This is a genomic window from Paraburkholderia rhynchosiae (genome assembly GCF_002879865.1).
GTDB classification, from domain to species: Bacteria; Pseudomonadota; Gammaproteobacteria; order Burkholderiales; family Burkholderiaceae; genus Paraburkholderia; species Paraburkholderia rhynchosiae.
Genome location: NZ_PNXY01000030.1, coordinates 1 through 21,711, shown reverse-complemented (window position 1 = coordinate 21,711; position 21,711 = coordinate 1). Strand labels below are relative to the sequence as shown.

Here is a 21,711-nt window from a genome sequence, read left to right as displayed (position 1 = left end):
AACTGAACGACGAGGCATACAGATGGCAATGAGCCCCTTCGCCGGCGACGATGACGACGGCCTGATGAATGAAATCAACATGACGCCGCTCGTCGACGTGATGTTGGTTCTCCTGATCGTTTTCATGGTGACGATTCCGGTGATCCGTCATGCGGTGAAAATCGATTTGCCGCACGCAAGCAGTCAGAAGGAAGACACGAAGCCTTCCCAAGTCACGGTCGCAGTCGATGCGGACGGCAACGTCCTGTGGAACGACAAGAAAGTGGACGAAGCCCAACTTAGCGCGAAAATTGCAGAGGCCGCGCAAGCGAATCCGCAACCGGAACTGCATCTCGATGCGGACCGCAAAGTGCCTTACGAAAAGGTGGCGCAAGTGATGTCGGCGGCGCAGGCAGGCGGCCTGACGAAGATCGGTTTCGTCACACAACCGAAAGGCAAGTGATTCGTTCGCGGGCCCGCGACCACTCAGACAATGTCTGCTGAAAATGAAGAAAAGCCCTTGAAACAAGGGTAGAAAAGTAAAAGGCCTTCATCGTCTGATGAAGGCCTTTTTTTGTGCGCGCTCGGCGCCTTCGGGCGGCGGGATCATTTGCCATCGGTCGAAGACTGATAGTTCGATTCACCGCATGCGACAGCCGTGCTCGACACGGACAGCGCGGTCAGCCCTATCAGGCCGGCTATGATAGCGGCCATGAGTTTTCGCATAAGAGACTCCTTAGCGAAGGGATTTCAATATAGCCCCATGAGCTCGCGCATTCAAGCAAACGGCCATTGAAAGTACTCATGACAAGCCGCGCTTCAATGCTAAAAGCGATGCCACGGAGCGCGCGATCTGCTATAGCGCGATGGCCGCCGCTCGCGTGGCGGTCGGCTCCTCGCGTACGGGGCACTCGCCCATGACGTGTTTGCCTTCGTCGGGATCAAGCATCTCGACCAGATAATCGACAAAAGCGCGCACGGCCGGCACCATCCCCTGCCGCGACACGAATACGGCGTACAACTGCGGCATCGGGAAAGTCCAGCCAGGCATCACCGGCGACAACTGTCCCGCGCGCAACGCGGCGCCGTACATCATCTCGGGCAAAGCGGCGATGCCCACGCCGGAAAGCACGGCTTCACGAATCGTCAGGAAATCGGCGGTCACGAGACGCGGCTCATGTTCATGCGCGTGACGCGTGCCGTCCGGCGCGATCAGGTTGTACACGTGCCGTCCATCGCTCGTCGGGACGTCAAGCGTTTCGAAGCGCGACAGATCGTTCGGTTGCAACGGCGGCGCGTTTTGCTGCAATAGACTGGGCGCGCCGACCAGCATCTGCTGCGTGCGCCACAGCGGGCGCACGACAATGTTGGCGTTTTCCGGCGGGTCGGAGCGCACGCGCAATGCGACGTCGATCGAATCTTCGAACAGATCGACCACACGGTTCGTCACGCGCATCACGACGCGCACTTCCGGATAGCGGTGCATGAATTCCGGCAGGATCGTCGACAGAATGGTCTGCGAGACCGTGACCGGCACGCTCACGCGCACCGTGCCGCGTGGCGACGACCGCAACTGCTGCACGACGTTGACGGCCGCCTGCGCCTCGCTGAGCATCGCCTGGCAATGCTGGTAGAACAATTGCCCGGCTTCGGTGAGCGCGAGTTTGCGTGTCGAGCGCTGCAATAACCGCACGCCAAGCGACGCTTCCAGCTCGGTCAGGCGGCGCGACAAGCGCGACTTGGAAATGCCCAGCACGCGTTCGGCGGCGGAGAAACCGCCATGTTCGACGACCTGCGAGAAATACATCAGGTCATTCAGATTGTGCGAATCGATCTTCATTTCATCGTTCCATTAACAGAACAATCCATTGCGTGATGGCGGCTGGCACCCGTAAAAACGGTCCCTATAATAGCTCCATGTTTCAAAAATAACGCTATTCCCCATTTTCCGAGGTGACATTGATGACCGCTACACGCACCATCGAACGCACGTTTCCCGCCGTTCGCACAACCGAAGGTGGCGGCTTTATCGTCCACCGCCCGTTTCCTACCCGGATGCTGATGGATTTCGATCCGTTCCTGTTGCTCGACGAGATGGGACCGATCGACTACGCGCCGGGCGAGGCCAAGGGTGCGCCGGATCATCCGCACCGCGGCTTCGAAACCGTCACGTATGTGCTCGAGGGCCAGTTCGGTCACGAGGATTCGGCAGGCCACTCGGGCACGCTGCACGCCGGCGACGTGCAATGGATGACCGCGGGAGCCGGTGTCGTGCACAGCGAAATGCCGGACCCGTCGTTCGTGCGCACGGGCGGACGCGTGCACGGCTTGCAACTGTGGGTGAATCTGCCGCGCCAGGACAAGATGATCGCGCCGCGCTACCAGGAAATGCCGTCGTCGGAAATTCCGGTGGCGACATCCGCAGACGGCAAGGTGCGAGTCAAGGTGATCGCCGGCGAGGCACTTGGTGTGAAGGCCGCCGTCGAAACGCGCACGCCCATTCTGTATCAGCACTTTTCGTTGCAGCCCGGCGCGACGATCCGGCAGTCCGTGCCCGCGGAGTATCGCGTTTTCGCGTATGGCCTGTCCGGCAAAGGCTTTTACGGCGAAGGCGACGCACGCCAGGAAATCGACGCACGCAAGATGGTCGTGTTCAACAACGACGGTGACTCGGTCACGCTCACGGCCGGCGCGGAACCGCTCGAGGTGCTTCTGTTGGGCGGTGTGCCGTTGAAGGAACCCGTCGTGCGTTACGGCCCGTTCGTGATGAACACGGAAGACGAAATCCGCCAGGCGGTTGTCGACTATCAGGCCGGGCGCATGGGTACGATCACGCACTGAACCTCTCGGGCGGCGCGTGTGGGTTGCGCTATTTGCATCACTTGCCGCGCCGTTTGCACCACTTGCCGCATCCGCCGACACGCAAATCCGGCGTGCATCGCACGGCGCAAATGCTGCTGACTTCGTTCACAATAGCAATTCGTGCTGCGCCCTCGTCTCCGAGTCATTGAGCCGTTGCGCGCGGCGATCTCCGTCCCTGCTCAGGAGCGCGCATGGCAGAAGCCACCGTCACCGCCCATATCGGTTCGCCGAATTACCAGGTCCATTTCGACGACGGCAAGCACACGTGGCTCGCCGACGAACCGGAATCGCTCGGCGGCGGCGATCGCGGCCCGACTCCCGTTTCGTTGCTGCTATCGAGCCTGGGCGCGTGCACCTCGGTCACGCTGAAGATGTACGCGCAGCGCAAAAACTGGCCGCTTGAAGAAGTCCACGTCACGCTCAACGTCGAAATCGGCGACGAAGGCTCGACTATCGACCGCAAAATCACGCTGCACGGCGAGCTGTCCGACGAACAGCGGGAACGGCTTTTGCAAATCGCCAATGCGTGTCCGGTTCACAAGATACTCACGCGCTCGATCACGATCCGCTCGGGGCTGACCGTCGCGTGACGTGGCGAATGACCGACGAGCGTGCCAAGCTAGCCGGGCCGCGCGTATTGCAATGTTTTCATAGGATGCTGTCGTTTTGAATTTCGAACACCTTATCCAGATCAACGACCCGTTGAATCCATTTGTCGACTCGATGACCCGCGAGCAGTTGTGGGAAGGGCTCGTGTTGCGCGCCGAACAGCCGCAACTGTTCGTGATCGGACTCGACAGTTGCACGATTCTTTCGCGCGAAGGCAACACGCTCGAACGGGAGCTCCACTACGGTCAGGCGACGGTCCGCGACCGCGTCACGCTGCACGAAAGCGAAAGCGTGCGCTACGACATCCTGCCGACGGCGGACCACGTGGGCGGCTCACTGACGATGACCATCGAGCAGCCAGACGAACTGCAGTTGTTCCTGCGCTTCGAATACGCGACCACGCTGCCGGTCTCCGACGACCAGGACGCCGTGCAGACGCAGGAGATCGTGAAGTCCGCGTATCGCGAGAACGACATCGACACGGTGCGGCTGATTCGCCAGTTCGTGCAAACGAAGCAGGAACCGGGTTCATTGCACTGACACCTGCACTCGCCGCCCGCAGGGCCCCCACGGTGCGCATGCAGAGTGGGCGAAGTGGGCGGTGCGGGCGGTGCGGGACGCTGCGTGCAAAGCGCAGCCGTCACCCTTTCCCCTCGGCACTTTTTCGCCCTCCTCTTAGCCGCCGCTATCGAAACAGTGATCCGATCAATTTCTACTTCTTGTAAATAGGAATGGTTATCATTTAGAATTCACCCATCGAATCAAGCAACAGCAAAGAACGAATGACCGACACCACCCGACCTTCCACGCTCAGCCTGCGCCGTCCGGCCGCCGCGTTGACAAGCCGCCCGAAGCCGGCGGCGGCAAGCACAACGGCCGTCGCCAAGCCAGCTGCCAACCGCGCGGACGAGTCGAGCGCGTCGAACCAAACGGCAGAACGCGTTGTACGCAGCGACGCTTTGCTGCAAGGACATAGTCACGTCAGCATCGTGCACAACGGCGAAACTTACCAATTGCGTGCCACGCGTTTGCGCAAGCTGATTTTGACAAAGTAACGCAAACGAGATTTCAGTACCGGGTATTGTGGGGACCACCTCCCAGGAGAGGTGTTGGGCATTAGCCAGCCACGACGGCTTGCACGTGAGAACTAGACCCCTTCGTGCAGACACCAAGCCAGCCGTCGCAGCCAGCCAGGCCGCTTTTTTGGTTCCCGCCCATGCGGACACGAAACGCCGTATGCCGTCATGCCAATGAAAAAGCCGTGGAAATGATGTCATCTCCACGGCTTCTGTTTTTGCGTTGACTGAATTTGCTTCAACCTCGGCGCGGCTTGCCTGAAAGCCCGCTCACTTCGACGCCCAGCCCCAGAACATCAGCCACCACGCGCTATCGACCACGGCCAACGCAGCCGCGAACCAGATCATCGTGAGACCGCGCTGAACGAAGCGCTCGCTGTAGCGACGCGTGACGAGCCAGGCAAGCCAAGCGCTCCACAAATTGGCAATCGCCAGAATCGCGATACGCAGATCCGACGCCCACCACAACGGCACATGCTCGGCCCGCAACAGCGACAGCGTGGTCGCCGACAAGCCAAGGAACACGCCCGCGCCGGCAATCGGAATCAGCCCTTGCGTCAGATGATGCAGACGCACGGTGCTGAAGCGCCCCAGCATACGCGTCGCGCCCATCATCAACACCAGCAGCGCCGTGCCGTAGACGAGCGCCGTCGCGAGGATGTAGCCAATCACCATCGTGCCGTCGAGCCATGAGAACACGTCGTTCTGTTGCGGGTAATGCGTGAACAGGAACCACGGCGCGTTGGTGTCGAGCGGCCAGGTGATGTCGTGGTCGACCAGCCACGTGGCGAAAAACATCTTCAGGTCGATGAACCAGCGCGACGCTGTCCAGTGGAATGCGCCAATCGCGATGCCGAGCAGGCCGTACAGAATCAGCGCGGTGTCCCACACGTTCGCCTGCTTGTCGCCGAGCTGCACGACTTCCGACGACGGCGCGCGCCACGTCAACGCGATCGCGTCACGGTGACCGCTGCAACGGCCGCACATGTGGCAGTCGGACGCACCCTTCATATTGCGCAACGGCACGAGCGGTGCGCAATTGATCGGAATCACGCGATGCCCGTGCTCGCCGTTCTTGTACGAGCGGCGCCACGCGTCTTCATCGACTTTGTAGTGGAACGGCGCGAGGCGCGCCAGAAGCGAGAAAACGCCGTTTACAGGACACAGATATTTGCACCAGACGCGCTTCTCTCGCCCGTAAAGCAAGCCGATGACAATGGCCGCCAAGGTCGAGCCGCCGAGCACCAGCAGCACCGCTTTCGGATACTGGTAGACGCTCACCATCTGACCGTAGATAGTCGTGATGCCGAACGCGACGAATGGCCAGCCGCCCCAACGCATCCAGTGCGGAATCGCCTTGCCGCGGCCGTGTTTGCTGGCGAATTCCGCGAGCGCGCCTTCGGGACAAAGCACGCCGCACCAGACGCGCCCGAGCATCACCATCGACAGCAGGACGAACGGCCACCAGATGCCCCAGAACACGAACTGCGCGGCAAGCGTCAGGTTGTTCCACAGATGTGCGCTGTCGTCGGGCAGCGGCATGACCGCCGGCACGATAATCAGCAACGCGTACACCGCCACCACGACCCACTGGATGTGGCGGATCACGGCACCATGACGCTGCATCCACTGCCCGGCCGCGGCGAGACGCCCCGGACGGGTCATCACCGTACTCATGCTGCACGCCCTGCGGCTTGCCGCGCCGGCTTCCGGTTGGCACGACGCAGTAGCAGATAGACGATCGCCCAGTACACCGCGTAAGCAACCAGATTCATCAGCGCCGGATGCGCGCGATAACCAGTGAGCGTCGCGACGAGTGAGCCGAAGGTGTGCGAATCATCGAGAATCGCCGACGTGTTCCACAACTGGTCAACGATGGTCGGCAGAAATTCCTTGTCGATCAGCTTGTCGACGCCCGTCTGGAACAGACCCGCGCCGAGGAACAGCAGCATGATTTCCGTGGCGCGGAAGAAAAGCCGCCACGAGAAAAACTTGCCGCCCAGTTGCAGCACATAGAACGTGAGAAACGCGAGGCCTAGGCCGATCGCGACCGCGAGCATCTGGCTGCCGTCCACGTGACCTGACTGGCCGAAGCCCAGGCCGTACAGAAAGATCACCGTCTCGCTGCCTTCACGCGCGATCGCCAATGCCACCAGCAGGGCGACGCCCCACCAGTTCGAGTCGCGCTGGTTTTTCTGCAGCGACTGTTCCATATCGCGTTTCAGCGAGCGGCCGTGCTGTTTCATCCACAGCACCATTTGCACGATCAGCACGCATGCGACGAGCACCATCGCGGTCTGGAAATAGTCCTGCGCGTCGCCGGAGAGCACTTCGGTAAAGCCGACCAGCGCCGCGCCGAGCGCCACGGCCGCGATCAGCCCAGCGGCGACGCCGCCCCAGAGGTACGGCATACCGCGGCGCGCATCGTCGTCGCCATTTTTCAACCACGCGTACAGGATGCCGACGACCAGCAACGCCTCGACACTTTCCCGCCACACGATGAATAAAATCTGACCCATCAAGCTCTCCCTTCTGCTTCGCTACGGCTGTCGCCAACGCAGGCCGCTCGGAAGCCTTGCGCTCGCCTGAAAAACCACTGCTACTTCGCGACGATCACGCCCTGCGCCTGCTGGTGGAAATCGTCGAAGAACTTGTACTCGCCCGGCTCGAGCGGAGCGATCACGACGAACGACTCTGCGCCCGGCGCCAACACTTTTTCCTTACGCAACTGGACGCTCTCGAACTCAGCCGCGCCCTTGCCGATGTTGCGCACTTCGAGCTTGATACGCTGCCCGGCCGGCACTTCGATGCGCGCCGGATTCAGCTTGCCGTCGTTCATTTCCAGCTTGAAGGTGGGCAGATCGGCTGCATGCGCTGCGCCCGCCAGCAACATCGACGAGGCGAGGACCGCGATCTTTCGGTTGATTCTCATGGGTCTTTCCGGAAAACGCGGCGCGAGGCGTGGGGTCCGCGCGCCGCCTGCTGCATTTACTCACTGGTCACGCGTGCTCGCCCGATGCCGCATGGCGAGCCGCGACGGTCGCGAAATCAGTAACCGCCCTTCTTGCCGATGCCGGCGAACGTGAAGTCGTATTCGAGCGTAATCGGCTTGAACCACGCTCCCACGCCGGTTTCCTTGTCGACGTGACGGCCGAACGCCATATGGCCGGTTTGCATCGGCGCTTCGACGATCATCTTCAGGTGGTACTTGCCGGGGCCTTGCAGCTTGACGTTGTCGCCGTAGTGCGGGCCGTCGTTGGCGACCATTGCCATCATGTCGCCCTTTTGCGTGTCTTTCGAACCGGCTTTCGTCAGTTCGTAACGCACTTGCAGATACGGCATCCAGTCGCCTTCGGCGAAACCGGTCGGATTGTTCTTGACTGCGTGGATGTCGGCTTCAAGATGGATGTCCGAGTCAGATGCCTTACGCATCATTCCTTCTGGTTCCATCGTGATCGGCTGCAGATATACCGCGCCGATTTCCATGCCGCCCTGAATCTGCTGCTTGCCGATCGGGTATTCAGCCGCTGTTGCCGAGAGAGCCGCCACCGCAGCCGCCACTGCTACGCCGCCGCGCACAAATAAAGAAATCCGCATTAAAACTCCTTGTTTTTATCAGACTCGACTTCAAGCCATTGGAACAGTGCGTCGGGCGACAAACCGAAGCAGATCGCATATACGAACGTTAATGCGAACCATTCTCAATATTGGTCGAGTTTATCATCGATCGCTTGCCGGAACAAATATGGCCGCACGCAAAACCTCATGGCAGCAGGGTCTTAAGGGAGCCTTAAGGATGTCGGTGTGAGGCGATGAAGCGGATGTGGGGCTCGCGTCTGTCATGCAACAGGAAAGGCACTGAAGGCGCGGCACATTGCCGCGCAGTGCTTCATGGCATGCTCATTTCGCTGCGTGGCTTGCGGTTTATCCCGCCGCGGCTGTTGCCATTTTTACTCGACGCCCGACACGTGATCGCCGACATTCGCCCCGAACACGCGCTGTCGCAGCAACGCGAGCTGGTCGCGCGTTTGTGCGGCCTTCTCGAATTCGAGATTCTTCGCGTGCTCCATCATCTGCTTTTCGAGGCGCTTGAGTTCCTTGGCGAGTTGCTTCTCGGACATGTCCTCGAACTTTGCGCGCGTCTGCTGTTCCTTCAACTCGGCGCGAGCGTCGTCGACGTTGTACACGCCGTCGATAATGTCGCGGATGCGCTTCACTACGCCGCGCGGCGTGATGCCATGTTCGAGATTGAACGCGATCTGCTTGGCGCGCCGCCGCTCGGTTTCGTCGATGGCGCGGCGCATTGAATCGGTCACCTTGTCCGCATACAGAATGGCCTTGCCGTTGACGTTGCGCGCCGCCCGGCCGATGGTCTGGATCAGCGAGCGCTCGGCGCGCAGAAAGCCTTCCTTGTCCGCATCGAGAATGGCGACCAACGACACTTCCGGAATATCCAGACCTTCGCGCAGCAGGTTGATCCCAACGAGCACGTCGAAAGTGCCGAGCCGCAAGTCGCGGATGATCTCGACCCGCTCGACCGTATCGATGTCGCTGTGCAGATAGCGCACCTTGACGCCGTGGTCGGCGAGAAACTCCGTCAATTGCTCGGCCATGCGCTTGGTCAGCACGGTGACCAGCACGCGGTCGCCCGCCTTGACGCGCTCGTTGATTTCGGCGAGCACGTCGTCGACCTGGCTGCGGGCCGGACGCACTTCGATTTCGGGATCGACGAGCCCGGTCGGCCGCACGAGTTGCTCCGCCACCTGTCCCGCGGTCTTCTTCTCGTAATCGGCCGGCGTGGCCGACACGAACACGACCTGGCGCATCTTGCGCTCGAACTCGTTGAATTTCAGCGGCCGGTTATCCAATGCGGACGGCAAACGGAAACCGTAGTCGACCAGATTTTCCTTGCGCGCCCGGTCTCCGTTGTACATGCCGTTCAACTGGCCGATCAGCACATGCGACTCGTCGAGCAGCATGATTGCGTCCGACGGCAAATAATCGACCAGCGTGGGCGGCGGCTCGCCGGGCGCCGCGCCAGAGAAGTGCCGCGAGTAATTCTCGATACCCTTGCAGAAGCCGAGCTCCTGCAACATCTCCAGATCGAAACGCGTACGCTGTTCGAGCCGTTGCGCTTCGACCAGCTTGCCTCCGCTATAGAAGAACTCCAGCCGCTCACGCAACTCGTTCTTGATGGTTTCGACCGCGCGCACGACCGTATCGCGTGGCGTTACATAGTGCGACGACGGATAGACCGTAAAACGTGGAATTTTCTGACGCACGCGGCCGGTGAGCGGATCGAACAGTTGCAGCGTTTCCACTTCGTCGTCGAACAATTCGACGCGCACCGCCATTTCCGCGTGCTCGGCCGGGAAAATGTCGATCGTATCGCCACGCACCCGGAACGAGCCGCGCTGGAAGTCCGCTTCGTTGCGGTTGTACTGCATCGCGATCAGCCGCGCGATGATGTCGCGCTGACCGAGCTTGTCGCCCGTGCGCAGCGTGAGGATCATCTTGTGGTACTCGGACGGATTGCCGATACCGTAAATGGCCGACACCGTTGCCACGATCACCACGTCGCGCCGTTCCATCAGGCTCTTGGTGGCCGACAGCCGCATCTGCTCGATATGCTCGTTGATCGACGAATCTTTCTCGATGAACAGGTCGCGCTGCGGCACGTACGCTTCCGGCTGATAGTAGTCGTAGTACGAAACGAAGTACTCGACCGCGTTGCGCGGGAAGAATTCGCGGAACTCCGAGTAAAGCTGCGCCGCGAGCGTCTTGTTCGGCGCGAACACGATGGCCGGGCGGCCGAGCCGCGCGATCGTGTTGGCCATCGTGAAGGTCTTGCCCGACCCGGTCACGCCGAGCAGCGTCTGGAATGCGAGGCCGTCCTCGACGCCTTCGACGAGCGTCTCGATCGCCGTCGGCTGATCGCCGGCGGGCAGATAGGGCTGGTAGAGCTGGAACGGCGAGCCCTCGAACCTGACGAACCTGGATTCGTCGAGCGTATTGTCAGCTTCGGTCTTGTCGGCTTCGGTCAGATGTTGTTCGGACATGGGGGCGGCAGCGGCCTTGGGCAAAGAACTATTCTAACGGGTTGCGCAGAGACGAACTGAGCGGGTCTGCGTAGGCTTGCAGTGCTGTTGGAGACGGTTCGCTCCAGGCACTTAGAGACGCACTGCCTGTTTTTCAAGCAAATAAGTCCGCCGATGGACTTTCTCGTCCGAAAAACGTTCGCGGATTCGTTACAATGCGACGTTGCGCTCGTTTGCCGCTGTCCGTGTTTTGCGTCACCCGGCGTTTGCGTTTTGCATCAGACCTCGCCGTCATGGCCGCGCATGCTCGTAGCCGCCCTCTTTTCACTACTGCTGCCCACCCATCATGTCTCTGTTCTCCGCCGTCGAACTTGCTCCCCGCGACCCAATTCTGGGCCTGAACGAAGCTTTCAACGCCGATACGCGCGCCACCAAGGTCAATCTCGGTGTTGGCGTGTATTTCAACGAAGAAGGCAAGATTCCGCTGCTGCGCGCGGTGCGCGAGGCCGAAAAGGCGCGCGTCGAAGCCGCTCTGCCGCGCGGGTATCTGCCGATCGAAGGGATCGCCGCATACGACGCAGCCGTGCAGAAGCTGCTGCTCGGCAACGACTCGCCGCTGATCGCCGCGGGCCGAGTCGTGACGGCGCAGGCATTGGGCGGCACCGGCGCGCTGAAAATCGGCGCCGACTTCCTGAAGCGCCTGAACCCGAACGCCAAGGTCGCCATCAGCGATCCGAGTTGGGAAAACCACCGCGCGCTGTTCGAAGCGGCAGGCTTCGAAGTCGTGTCGTACCCGTACTACGACGCGCACACCCACGGCGTTAACTTCGAAGCCATGCTGGGCGCGCTGAACAGCTATGCAGCAGGCACGGTTGTCGTGCTGCACGCATGCTGCCACAACCCGACCGGCGTCGACCTCACCGTCGATCAATGGAAGCAGATCGTCGAAGTCGTCAAGGCGCGCGAACTGGTGCCGTTTCTCGACATCGCTTATCAGGGTTTCGGCGACAACATCGAGGCAGATGCTGCTGCCGTGCGCCTCTTCGCGGCATCGGAAATGAACGTGTTCGTTTCGTCGTCGTTCTCGAAGTCGTTTTCGCTGTACGGCGAGCGTATCGGCGCGCTGTCGATTATCACGGGCGGCAAGGAGGAAGCGACGCGCGTGCTGTCGCAACTCAAGCGCGTGATCCGTACCAACTACTCGAACCCGCCCACGCACGGCGGGTCTGTCGTCGCCGCGGTGCTGGCGTCGCCGGAGCTGCGCGCCACGTGGGAAACGGAACTCGCGGAAATGCGCGACCGTATCCGCGCAATGCGCATTGGCCTCGTCGAACGCCTGAAGGCCAGCGGCGTGGATCGCGACTTCAGCTTCGTGAATGCGCAGCGCGGCATGTTCTCGTACTCGGGTCTGACGGCACCACAAGTGGACCGTCTGCGCGAAGAGTTCGGCATTTATGCCGTCAGCACGGGCCGCATCTGCGTGGCTGCGTTGAACACGCGCAACCTCGACGCGGTGGCCGACGCGGTGGCCCGCGTTTTGAAGTAAAGCGTTTTCAAGCGTGCGGTGACGTGCGCTTTTTGTTGAAGCTGAGTTGCAGTGCTGATTCTGAGTTGCAGTGCTGATTGCTGCTGCTTCAATTGCTCGTGAAACGGCGCCCCTCCGAGGGCGCCGTTTTTGTTTTTCGAGCTGGCTTTGCGCGATTGGCTTTCAGCGCGAATCGCGATGAATGTCGTGCGTGACGAAGCCCGCGTCGTTATCCGGCATAGCGAGCCAGTCGGGCTGCGACAGCGAATGGCGAATGTCTTCGAGACCGCTTTTCCAGTGTTCGCGCATGGTGGACAGGCCGAACTGGAAGTCCTTGTAATGCCCTTCGTACTCTTTGTGCCGATAGATGAGATGGATCACGTTGTAGCGCTTGGAGCACGATAGGTCGTCCGCGAGCTTGCACCATGGATCGTCGCGCTGGTCCGGCGACACCCGGTCCAGCACCTCGCGCAGCACATGCCGGAATCGCTGTGAGCGTTGCAGCATGTCGGTCACAAGACGAGTGCGGCTCGAATACTGAATGTCTTTCATGCGCCCCTGCACGTCGGTGATGCTGTCTGGCACCGGCCCGATCGCGCTCCACAAATCGACCTGGAACGCCAGCGTGTCTCGACGCGGCGTGGTCTGCATCACTTCGTATAGCGGCGTGTTGGACATCAAACCGCCATCCCAATAGTACTGACCGTCGATCTCGACCGCCGCGAAGCCCGGCGGCAGCGCACCCGACGCCATGAAGTGTTCAGCCTTCAGCGTCGTGCGGGTATTGTCGAAGTACGCAAAATTTCCTGTGCCGCAATTGACAGCGCCCACGGACACACGCATTTCGCGCGAGTTGATTCGGTCGAAGTCGCACAGCGCTTCCAACGTGGCTTTGAGCGGCGCGGTATCGTAGTAGCTGGCCGCTTGCGGCGGCCCAGACACAGTCGGCAACGGCGGCGGGAAGCGCGGGACAAAGAAGCCTTTTTGCCCTTCGACGAGCGCGCCGACGGCTTGGGTTGCCGTGAACGCCTTGCGCACGGCGTCGCTCGAATTGAACAGCGCGTGCTCGATAAACGCCGGTAACGGGAAACCGAATGCCGGTTGGCAGATCGTCTCCCAGAACTGCAGCAACCGTTCGACGCGCTTTTCCGGCGGATTGCCTGCGATGATCGCCGTGTTCAAAGCGCCGATAGAAATGCCGGCCAACCAGTTCGGCTCGATACCGGCTTCATGAAGCCCTTGAAAAACACCGGCCTGGTAAGCGCCCAGTGCGCCGCCGCCCTGCAGCGTCAGCGCGATGGTTTCGTAGTCCGGCAATTGGGTGTGCCCGCCTGGAGCCGTTGCGGACGCCGTGCCGGCGCCTGCGCCTTCCCCATTGCCGGGCGCGCCGATGCGCGCCCGCTTGAGATTGCGTTGCGCCATGCGCGCCTCCTTATTGCATGTACCAGCCGTGGCTCACAATAAAGGACTGGCCTGTCAGCGCCGCCGTGGGGAAAGTCGAGAGGAACAGGACCGTTTGCGCGACGTCTTCCACGGTGGTGAAAATGCCGTCGACGGTACCGCCCAGCATCACGCGCTTGACCACTTCTTCTTCGCTGATGTTGAGTTCCTTCGCTTGCTCCGGAATCTGCTTGTCGACGAGCGGCGTACGCACGAAGCCGGGACACACGACATGCGAGCGCACGTTATGCTTCGCGCCTTCCTTCGCAAGCACGCGCGCGAGCCCGAGCAGCGCATGCTTGGCCGTCACGTATGCGGACTTGAGCGGCGACGCCTCATGCGAATGAACGGAGCCCATGTAAATCACAATGCCGCCGCGATCGTCCTTGTACATATGCTTGAGCGCCGCCTTGGTGGTCAGGAACGCACCGTCCACGTGAATCGCCTGCATCTTTTTCCAGTCCGAAAACGAGTAGTTTTCAATTGGATTCACGATCTGAATGCCGGCGTTTGAAATGAGAATATCGACCGAGCCGAATTCCGCGGCGACTTTGTCGATGCCCTGGTTGACCGCGTCTTCGTTTGTGACGTCCATTGCAATGCCGATCGCCTTACCGCCGCCCTTCGTGATTTCTTCAGCGACGGCGTTCGCCCCGTCCTGGTTCAGATCGGCGATTGCGACAGCCGCGCCCGCAGCCGAAAGAGTCAACGCAATCTGCTTGCCGATGCCGCTCGCCGCGCCCGTAACCACCGCGACCTTGCCATTCAGATTTGTGTTCAGTGACGACATCCAGAACCTCCATGCAGTTGATGAGCAATGAGACCACGAGCCGCGCGCAGTGTGAAGTCAGCCGAATGGCATAGGCCCGCATAGGCGTTCTCCTATACCGTCCGGCTGAATGCTGCACTGCGGCCAATCCTGCTATTGTGCATGAACCGTGTGGACTCGATCGGTAAAACGCACATCCGGGCTTATCTATTTAAACTAGGCGTTTCGGCAGCATTCAAGTCGCATCACTATCGAGGAGAATTGCATGAATTATCGGCGTCTGGGCCGCTCAGGCCTGCAAGTCAGCGAATTGTCCATCGGCTCATGGGTCACGTACGGCAATCAGGTCGACCATCGCGCGGCGCGCGAGTCGCTCGCGGCCGCTCGCGACGCGGGCGTCAACTTTTTCGACAATGCCGAGGTGTACGCCGGCGGCAAGTCCGAAGAGATCATGGGCGGGGCACTCAAAGAACTGGCGTGGCCACGCGTGAGCTATGTCGTGTCGACCAAGTTCTTCTGGGGACTCGAGGAAGCGCCCAATCAGTACCACACGCTGAACCGCAAATATCTGCTGAACGCAATCGATTCATCGCTCAAACGTCTGCAGCTCGACTATGTCGATCTGGTGTTCTGTCATCGTCCGGATCCGAACACGCCGGTCGAGGAAACTGTATGGGCAATGAGCGACATGATCACGCGCGGCAAGGCGCTGTACTGGGGCACGTCCGAGTGGAGCGCCGACGAAATCCGCGCCGCTTATGACATTGCGGAGCGGCACCATCTGCACAAGCCGGTCATGGAACAGCCGCAGTACAACCTGTTTCACCGCAAACGCGTGGAGCAGGAATACAAGCGTCTCTACGAGGATATCGGTCTGGGGCTGACCACGTGGAGCCCGCTTGCGTCGGGCCTGCTGACCGGTAAATACCGCAACGGCGTGCCGGCGGAAAGCCGCGCGCAGTTGCAAGGTTACGACTGGCTGCGCAAACAGCTTACCGACGCGGGCAAAAACAATGTGGTCGGCAATCTCGCCGAAGTGGCCGACGAATTGGGCTGCACCGTCGGTCAGCTCGCCATTGCGTGGGTTCTGAAAAATCCGCATGTCAGCACGGTGATTACAGGCGCATCGCGCGTCGAGCAGATTGCCGAGAACATGAAATCAGCCGAGGTCGCCGAGCGGATCACGCCGGAGATCAAGGAGCGGATCGAAGGGATTTTCGGCGATGTGTACGACTAACGCCGCTGTATCCGACTTCTGGCTATGGCCGCGGCAGAATCGTGGCCGCGCAGTGAGCATTGCGCTCAGGTAACGCGCAAGAAGCGCCGCGTCAACGCACTGCGCTGCGCAGCGCGCGGCGTCGCGTACAATACGCGACCGCGCTGCACTCCGGCGTTCCTTGCCGCTGTGCCGCCGCATTGCATCCGCATCGCCGAATCCATCTGGAGCGGCGCGCCCTCTTTCAGCGTCTCCTCATCATGCTCAGCTATCGCCACGCCTTTCATGCAGGCAATCACGCCGACGTTCTGAAACACGCCGTCATGTTGCAGCTATTGCGCTATCTCGGCCAGAAGGACAAAGCCTACTGGTACATCGACACGCACGCGGGCGCAGGCGTCTATTCGCTGAAGGAAGGCTACGCGGTCAAGACCGGCGAATTCCAGACGGGCATCGCCAAGCTGTGGGAACGCAACGATCTGCCGCCCATGTTCGCCGACTATGTCGATGAAGTCGCTGCACTCAATTCCGACGGCCACTTGCGCTTCTATCCCGGTTCGCCGTATATCGCCTGGCGGCAGATGCGCGAGCAGGACCGCATGCGTCTGTTCGAGTTGCACACCACTGAAATCGACGTACTGCGTCACAATTTCCGCGACGCCGGCCGTCGCGCGATGCTCTATGCGGGCGACGGCTTCGACGGCATTCTGGCTTTGCTCCCGCCGCCGCCGCGCCGCGCGCTGGTGCTGCTCGACCCGTCATATGAGGACAAGCGCGACTACACGCGCACGCTACGCTGCGTCGAAGAAAGCCTGAAGCGATTTCCGACCGGCACGTACGCGGTCTGGTATCCGCAGGTGAGGCGGCCTGAATCCCAGCGCTTTCCCGATCAGTTGAAAAAGCTGCAGGACCGCAACTGGTTGCACGTGAGTCTGACCGTGAGCAATCCGCCGGAGGACGGCTTTGGGCTTTTCGGCAGCGGCATGTTCATCCTGAATCCGCCGTACACGCTGCCGAAAATGCTGAAGGATGAGATGCCGTGGCTGGTGAAAGCCCTCGGCGAAGACAAGGCCGCGCAGTTCAAGGTGGAATACCGCGGCGATTGAGTCTCAGCCGGAGGCGCAAGCAAGCGGACGATGCGCCTCCAGCCAGGTCGCTTACTTGAGTTGTGCGGCGGCCTTGCGAGCAAAGTCGTTGGTATAAGTCGCGTTCAGATCGATCTTTTTTGGGTCGAGCCGGTTATCGAACGACGCGAGCGCGCGCAACGAGGTCGCTGGACCGTCGGCGGGCATCAGGCCATCCGGCGAATAGGCGTCGCGTACGTTGTGGAAAGCCTCGACATAGAGCGCGGAGTCGTTGAGCAGATAGGCCGGCGGCACCATCTTCAGCAGATCGGCATCGCTCGCGGTCTGTAGCCAATGATCCGCGCGCACAATGGCATTGGCGAGCGCCTGCGTCGTCTTCGGATACTTCTGGATGAAACTCTCCGGCGCGTAAAGTGTGGCTGCGGGCATCGTCCCGCCGAACACTTCCTGCGTGCCCTTTACGGTGCGAGTATCCACGAGCACCTTGATCGCGCCGCTGCGCGTGAGCTTCGTTATCATCGGGTCGACGTTGGAAAGCGCGTCGATCTGACCGTTGCTCACCGCTGCGAGCACCGTTGCGCCGCTGCCTACGCCGATTGCGGAAATGTCGCTTCTCTGGACACCTGCCTTGCGCAACGCCACGGTAAGCACGAGATCCGTCGACGATCCCGGCGCGCTCACACCGACCTTCGCGCCCTTGAAGTCTGCGAGCGTTTTTATCTTGTCAGCCTTCGTCAATACCGCGACTACGATCTGCGGCGCGCGGCCCATCAGCACAAATGCCCGGTACCGCTGTCCCTTGGCCTGCATGAAAAGCGTGTGCTCGAATGCACCGGCACCGACATCCGCGCTGCCGCCTACCACCGCCTCCAGTGCTTTAGAACCGCCCGCGAAATCTTCGAGCGTGACGTCGAGGCCCTCGTCCTTGAAGTAGCCCAACTGCTGCGCGGTCAGTACGGGCAAATAATAAAGACCTGGCAGGCCGCCGACGGCCATGGTCAGCGTTGGCTTTTCGGGTGTGTCTTTCGCAAGCGCCTGGCCGTGCAGCGCGACGACGGCAAACAAGGCGGCACAGACGCCGACGGCACGTCGCATCCAGTGATTGGGCATTTGACGTCTCCTTTTTCTGTTTTCGTTCGATGCGGTGGCTGAGCCGGCTAGCTGAAGCCTGCGCTTTGGGCGAGAGACCGCTTGAAGATTGTCGTCGTCCAAGTGGAGCCGCGCCATGCGCCCAAACCCGAATGGCGCACGCGAGCCGCACGTTCGCCAGCTCGGCGCGTCGACGCGCACGTGAGCAACAGCTACAGACGGGATTTGCGCGATTGCGCCTACTGCGGATGCGGCGCTGGACGAGGCTGCGGTTGCGGCGTCGCGCCCGCACCGATAGGCAACTGAATATAAGGCGCAACGACGATCGGCACCGATGAATTCGGCGCCAGTTCGGTAGGCGTCGCGATCGGCTGTGCTTCGACGATGGGCTGCCGCGACAGCGGCGCTGTCTGCAGGACAGTCCCGCTCTGGCCGTCGCTGATACCGCTCTGAGAGTCGAGGATCACCGGTTTGCGGCTATTGCTCGACGCCGCTAATACGCTCGACACGGCGCAACACGCCACGGTCAGCGAGATTGCTATGGCGGTCACAGCGGTTTTGAGCGAGCGGATGGGAGACATGGGCGGACCGGTTTGACTCAGGAATGCCGGGGTTGCGCGGAAAACGTCTTACCTTACCGCGACGCGGGGCCGGAGGCTAGGCGATTTTCGCCACGTTGACTTTTTCGGCGGCCCTTCCGAAGCAATTGTGGCGCCCAGATGTGACAAAGCCCCGCGCAGACGGGGCTCAACACTTGACTTAACTGAACTGCGCTGGCAGCGAAACATGCGCCGCCGGATGCTACTTACAGCGAATAGCCATTGGTTTCCAGCGAACGGATGCGCTGCTCGAGTTGGACGATGTCCGACGACGAAGCCAGGTACGCTTCGCGACGATCGCGTTCGGCAGTTTCAAACCAGGTACTCAGCTTTTCAAGGACGTATGCAAACATGATGTTCTCCAAGGATCAGATTGAATCCCCGGCGGATTGGGCATCAGGGATTTCCCGTTAAAGGGTTAACCCTGATTATAGGCCCGTGGTGCAACCGCGCCAGTGAAATGCTCGCATGGAGTGCATTCCGATTTGGAATGGTGCACGGCGACGGTGCAAAGAAGTCCTTGATTTCATTAACGCCGCTGCGAGGTTTTTGAAAGGGCGAGCTAATTTGCGCATATTGCACCATAACGATGCATTTTCCACCGGTGGCGATGTTTTAACTCTCGTGGTTCCACCCTGCCGCTCCGTAGCCGCTCACGCTGCCGTGCAATCTGTCCCGCGGACCGCCTCGTGGTCGGCGAGTCGCTCGATGATCGGGCAATCCGGGCGGTCGTCGCCGTGACAATGATTGGCGAGGTGCGCCAAGGTGTCGCGCATATCGGTGAGCTCAGCAATGCGTCGATCAAGGTCGGCCACATGGTCTAGCGCGATGGCCTTCACTTCCGCACTGGCGCGCGAGCGGTCGTGCCACAGCGCCAGCAGCCGTCGAATGTCTTCGACCAGAAAGCCGAGCCGCCGCGCCTGGCGAATGAAACGCAGCGAATGTACCTCTTGCGGACCATAGACCCGATAGCCGGCGCTAGTCCGAGCCTTTGCCGCGAGCAAGCCGACGCTTTCGTAGTAGCGAATCATTTTCGCCGTGACGCCCGACGCGCGGGCCGCTTCACCGATGTTCATCACTGTTTCCCCACTGTTTGCGTCGATCGTACACCTTCCCATCATGGGAAGGTCAGCGACTTAAATCGGGTCCCGCAGGCATAATTCAACTATCGCAATAGTTTGCTGAGGCAATCTCGATGAAAACTGAGTTCCAGGTCGAAGGCATGAGCTGCCAGCATTGCGTGGCGGCAGTCACGAACGCTATCCGTGAACACGACGAAGGCGCGCAAGTGCAGGTGGATCTCGCGTCGGGCCGCGTGGCGGTTGAATCCACCCAGTCTGCGGAGACATTGAAGGCCGCCATCGACGAGGCCGGCTATACCGTCAAAGACATCTCGTCCGACGCGGCGAGCGGCCCGAGCGGCGGCGCGGCACATTAGGGCGGACGCAATCATGTTCAAAGTCGCCGTTATCGGGGCTTCGGGCCTGCTTGGCCGCGCTGTCGTCGATGAGCTGGTCAGGCAGCAGACCTGGGACGTCGTGGCCACCGCGTTCAGCCGGCCCGGTCCGAACACCGTCGCGCTCGATGTCCGCGACACGCGGGCAATCGGGCAGTTTGTCGAACGCGAAGCGCCGGACGCGCTCGTGATTGCGGCCGCCGAGCGCCGCCCGGACGTGTGCGAGCGTCATCCCGAACTTGCCCGCGCACTGAACGTCGATGCCGTGCGCGCAATCGCCGCTGCCGCGCACCGGAGCGGCGCATGGACGCTGTCGATCTCCACAGATTACGTTTTCGACGGCACACACCCGCCCTATCGGCACGATTCCGCGCCCGCGCCGCTCAATGCGTACGGGCGCAGCAAGCTGGAGGGCGAGCACGCGCTGACGGAGACGACCGACCTGGGCTGCGTGCTGCGTTTGCCGCTGCTATATGGGCCTATCGTCAGTTGGGCGGAATCCGCCGTGACGAGTCTCGTACCGGCGATTGCCGCAGCGGCTTCGGCGCAGGGCGAGGCGGCTGCCATGGACGCCTGGGCGATCCGTTATCCGACCTTCACGCCGGACGTCGCATACGTGATCCGGCAGATGCTGGAGCGTCATGCCGAGGGCAACGCGATCCGCGGCATCGTGCAATGGTCGGGTGACGAACCGATGACGAAGTACGAGATCGCCCTGCGTCTGGCGCATGCGCTGCAACTCGACGCGCGATTGACGCCGCAGCACACGCCGACCGATACGACGCCTCGCCCGCATAATTGCCATCTCGCGTCGGACCGACTCGAACAGCTTGGTATCGGCCGCCGCACGCCGTTCGAGACGGCGATACCTCAGGTATTGGCCGCCTTTCCGTGGCGCGGCGATACGGCGGCCTGACAAGCGAATGGCAGATAGCCGGGCTGAACGGAGGGAAATCGGCGTCAATGAAAATCGCGGCTCGCGGTAGCCAGATCCCCGAGCCACTCACTTAGATCTTCCGGATGATGGGCGACTAGATGAACCACCTCGCCTTTGTGCTTCCGTCTTGCCTTGCCAGCCTGATTCGCGCCGATGCCATCCTGCTTCAATGCTTGAGCGGCCACACCCAGCGCGTTGTCTTCGTTCGAACGCACTCATAGGACTCACTCGACATCGACACCCCAAGCCTTCAATGCCGCGGTGCATGGCTGGTAAGGAGGCGCCGCCACAAGCATGACATGCCGTCCGGCTTGCCTCGCAAGATGCCGAAGCGCGTTGGCCAGCAAACGCATTTCACCAACGCCACAATGTTCGACCAGCAACTCCGTCACGCTACCGGCCGGCGACCCCGTCACGATAACGCCCGATCCCGCTCGGTAGAGCCGCTCGGCGCCACACGCAAGTCCGCCTCGGCAAGCTCATTGCCTTGCCATATTTGACGTCGCAATTGTGGCGTCAACGGAGTTGTCGCAAGCTGAATCGCTGCTGCCATAGACACGCTCGTTCGAAGAGAATGCTCCGCCCTGCCCGACCTCGGGCCAAATAATGACGACGAGCCGGAACTGTATATTTATACAGTATTTTGGAGTTGGTGTTAAGACGGGACGAGGGGCGGCTGAGGTGCCGAGAAGACGATTGGATCAGGTTTTTTTCTTGCCATTGAACGCTGGTTTGCCGTCCGTAGCGCTATGAAACAGATACTGGCAAGAAGATGGCTTTGTGGAAAGCCGTTCTACGCCAATGTTTGGTGAAACAGTGCGCTGGGGCCGCATGAACGCGGACCGGCAAGGACTGACGAGCGATGGGATATGTTCCTGCCGCGGTGTGTGGCGTGTTATCGCGCCGTAAACGCAGAAACCCCACCTTTTTCGGGGTGGGGTTTCTGGTGCTGCAGGGGAGCCTGACGATGACCTACTTTCACACGGGTAATCCGCACTATCATCGGCGTAGAGTCGTTTCACGGTCCTGTT

At 60.9% G+C, this 21,711-nt stretch carries 23 protein-coding genes; 10 read left to right on the top strand and 13 right to left on the bottom strand.

Annotation, left to right across the window (positions count from 1 at the left end; all coding sequences use genetic code 11):
- The first annotated feature begins 22 nt into the window (after nucleotides 1-22).
- Nucleotides 23-442 (top strand): ExbD/TolR family protein, encoded by a 420-nt coding sequence (locus C0Z16_RS29585; protein WP_102635602.1) that lies wholly within the window; start codon nucleotides 23-25, stop codon nucleotides 440-442.
- Nucleotides 443-835: 393 nt separating this feature from the next.
- Here C0Z16_RS29585 and C0Z16_RS29580 read toward each other — a convergent pair whose 3' ends face one another.
- Nucleotides 836-1,819 (bottom strand): LysR family transcriptional regulator, encoded by a 984-nt coding sequence (locus C0Z16_RS29580; RefSeq protein ID WP_102635601.1) that lies wholly within the window; start codon nucleotides 1,817-1,819, stop codon nucleotides 836-838.
- Nucleotides 1,820-1,941: 122 nt separating this feature from the next.
- Between C0Z16_RS29580 and C0Z16_RS29575 the strand changes: the two genes are divergently transcribed.
- The 4 genes from C0Z16_RS29575 to C0Z16_RS29560 all read left to right on the top strand — a co-directional run bounded on the left by C0Z16_RS29575 (nucleotide 1,942) and on the right by C0Z16_RS29560 (nucleotide 4,505).
- On the top strand, nucleotides 1,942-2,820 hold the full coding sequence (locus C0Z16_RS29575) for a pirin family protein (protein ID WP_102635600.1): 879 nt from the start codon (nucleotides 1,942-1,944) through the stop codon (nucleotides 2,818-2,820).
- Between the two features lie 212 nt (nucleotides 2,821-3,032).
- Nucleotides 3,033-3,431 carry an OsmC family protein gene (locus C0Z16_RS29570; protein WP_102635599.1) on the top strand — a complete coding sequence of 133 codons (399 nt, stop codon included), beginning with the start codon at nucleotides 3,033-3,035 and terminating at the stop codon, nucleotides 3,429-3,431.
- Between the two features lie 76 nt (nucleotides 3,432-3,507).
- Entirely contained in the window at nucleotides 3,508-3,990 is a 483-nt protein-coding gene (locus C0Z16_RS29565) for an SRPBCC family protein (protein WP_102635598.1), read from the top strand.
- Between the two features lie 242 nt (nucleotides 3,991-4,232).
- On the top strand, nucleotides 4,233-4,505 hold the full coding sequence (locus tag C0Z16_RS29560) for a hemin uptake protein HemP (protein WP_102635597.1): 273 nt from the start codon (nucleotides 4,233-4,235) through the stop codon (nucleotides 4,503-4,505).
- A 291-nt stretch (nucleotides 4,506-4,796) separates the two neighbouring features.
- Here the strand turns inward: C0Z16_RS29560 and C0Z16_RS29555 are convergent, their stop codons facing one another.
- The 5 genes from C0Z16_RS29555 to uvrB all read right to left on the bottom strand — a co-directional run bounded on the left by C0Z16_RS29555 (nucleotide 4,797) and on the right by uvrB (nucleotide 10,585).
- Nucleotides 4,797-6,203, bottom strand: coding sequence for a 4Fe-4S binding protein (locus C0Z16_RS29555; protein WP_102635596.1), 1,407 nt, complete (start codon nucleotides 6,201-6,203; stop codon nucleotides 4,797-4,799).
- The gene (locus C0Z16_RS29550; RefSeq protein WP_102635595.1) at nucleotides 6,200-7,045 is read right to left on the bottom strand and encodes an FTR1 family iron permease; all 846 of its coding nucleotides are present in this window, start codon (nucleotides 7,043-7,045) and stop codon (nucleotides 6,200-6,202) included. The genes C0Z16_RS29555 and C0Z16_RS29550 overlap by 4 nt, the downstream gene beginning before the upstream one ends.
- Before the next feature lie 80 nt (nucleotides 7,046-7,125).
- Nucleotides 7,126-7,458, bottom strand: coding sequence for a cupredoxin domain-containing protein (locus tag C0Z16_RS29545; RefSeq protein ID WP_102635594.1), 333 nt, complete (start codon nucleotides 7,456-7,458; stop codon nucleotides 7,126-7,128).
- Between the two features lie 116 nt (nucleotides 7,459-7,574).
- Nucleotides 7,575-8,123, bottom strand: a complete 549-nt coding sequence (locus C0Z16_RS29540; RefSeq protein WP_102635593.1) for an iron transporter — start codon at nucleotides 8,121-8,123, stop codon at nucleotides 7,575-7,577.
- A gap of 353 nt (nucleotides 8,124-8,476) precedes the next feature.
- A complete protein-coding gene (uvrB, locus tag C0Z16_RS29535; RefSeq protein WP_102635592.1) occupies nucleotides 8,477-10,585 on the bottom strand; it encodes an excinuclease ABC subunit UvrB in 2,109 nt (702 codons plus the stop codon).
- 325 nt (nucleotides 10,586-10,910) lie between these two features.
- On the opposite strand from uvrB, the gene C0Z16_RS29530 reads away from it, so the two are divergent.
- Nucleotides 10,911-12,110, top strand: coding sequence for an amino acid aminotransferase (locus C0Z16_RS29530; RefSeq protein WP_102635591.1), 1,200 nt, complete (start codon nucleotides 10,911-10,913; stop codon nucleotides 12,108-12,110).
- Nucleotides 12,111-12,272: 162 nt separating this feature from the next.
- Here the strand turns inward: C0Z16_RS29530 and C0Z16_RS29525 are convergent, their stop codons facing one another.
- Nucleotides 12,273-13,511, bottom strand: coding sequence for a DUF3734 domain-containing protein (locus C0Z16_RS29525; RefSeq protein ID WP_102635590.1), 1,239 nt, complete (start codon nucleotides 13,509-13,511; stop codon nucleotides 12,273-12,275).
- A gap of 10 nt (nucleotides 13,512-13,521) precedes the next feature.
- Entirely contained in the window at nucleotides 13,522-14,319 is a 798-nt protein-coding gene (locus tag C0Z16_RS29520; protein WP_102635589.1) for a 3-hydroxybutyrate dehydrogenase, read from the bottom strand.
- Between the two features lie 244 nt (nucleotides 14,320-14,563).
- On the opposite strand from C0Z16_RS29520, the gene C0Z16_RS29515 reads away from it, so the two are divergent.
- A complete protein-coding gene (locus tag C0Z16_RS29515) occupies nucleotides 14,564-15,535 on the top strand; it encodes a potassium channel beta subunit family protein (RefSeq protein ID WP_102635588.1) in 972 nt (323 codons plus the stop codon).
- A gap of 239 nt (nucleotides 15,536-15,774) precedes the next feature.
- Nucleotides 15,775-16,620, top strand: coding sequence for a 23S rRNA (adenine(2030)-N(6))-methyltransferase RlmJ (locus tag C0Z16_RS29505; protein WP_102635586.1), 846 nt, complete (start codon nucleotides 15,775-15,777; stop codon nucleotides 16,618-16,620).
- Nucleotides 16,621-16,671: 51 nt separating this feature from the next.
- Here C0Z16_RS29505 and C0Z16_RS29500 read toward each other — a convergent pair whose 3' ends face one another.
- The 4 genes from C0Z16_RS29500 to cueR all read right to left on the bottom strand — a co-directional run bounded on the left by C0Z16_RS29500 (nucleotide 16,672) and on the right by cueR (nucleotide 19,363).
- A complete protein-coding gene (locus C0Z16_RS29500; protein WP_102635585.1) occupies nucleotides 16,672-17,709 on the bottom strand; it encodes an ABC transporter substrate-binding protein in 1,038 nt (345 codons plus the stop codon).
- Nucleotides 17,710-17,927: 218 nt separating this feature from the next.
- Entirely contained in the window at nucleotides 17,928-18,269 is a 342-nt protein-coding gene (locus C0Z16_RS29495; RefSeq protein WP_102635584.1) for a hypothetical protein, read from the bottom strand.
- Nucleotides 18,270-18,493: 224 nt separating this feature from the next.
- A complete protein-coding gene (locus C0Z16_RS29490) occupies nucleotides 18,494-18,640 on the bottom strand; it encodes a DUF3563 family protein (RefSeq protein WP_102635583.1) in 147 nt (48 codons plus the stop codon).
- A gap of 300 nt (nucleotides 18,641-18,940) precedes the next feature.
- Nucleotides 18,941-19,363, bottom strand: a complete 423-nt coding sequence (gene cueR / locus C0Z16_RS29485; RefSeq protein WP_102635582.1) for a Cu(I)-responsive transcriptional regulator — start codon at nucleotides 19,361-19,363, stop codon at nucleotides 18,941-18,943.
- 119 nt (nucleotides 19,364-19,482) lie between these two features.
- Between cueR and C0Z16_RS29480 the strand changes: the two genes are divergently transcribed.
- Complete coding sequence (locus C0Z16_RS29480; RefSeq protein WP_102635581.1) at nucleotides 19,483-19,725, top strand: heavy-metal-associated domain-containing protein; 243 nt, start codon at nucleotides 19,483-19,485, stop codon at nucleotides 19,723-19,725.
- Between the two features lie 13 nt (nucleotides 19,726-19,738).
- The gene (locus C0Z16_RS29475; RefSeq protein WP_102635580.1) at nucleotides 19,739-20,659 is read left to right on the top strand and encodes a dTDP-4-dehydrorhamnose reductase family protein; all 921 of its coding nucleotides are present in this window, start codon (nucleotides 19,739-19,741) and stop codon (nucleotides 20,657-20,659) included.
- Between the two features lie 44 nt (nucleotides 20,660-20,703).
- On the opposite strand, the gene C0Z16_RS39020 is transcribed toward C0Z16_RS29475, so the two are convergent.
- Nucleotides 20,704-20,895, bottom strand: coding sequence for a hypothetical protein (locus tag C0Z16_RS39020; protein ID WP_244201400.1), 192 nt, complete (start codon nucleotides 20,893-20,895; stop codon nucleotides 20,704-20,706).
- Nucleotides 20,896-21,711: the final 816 nt, after the last annotated feature.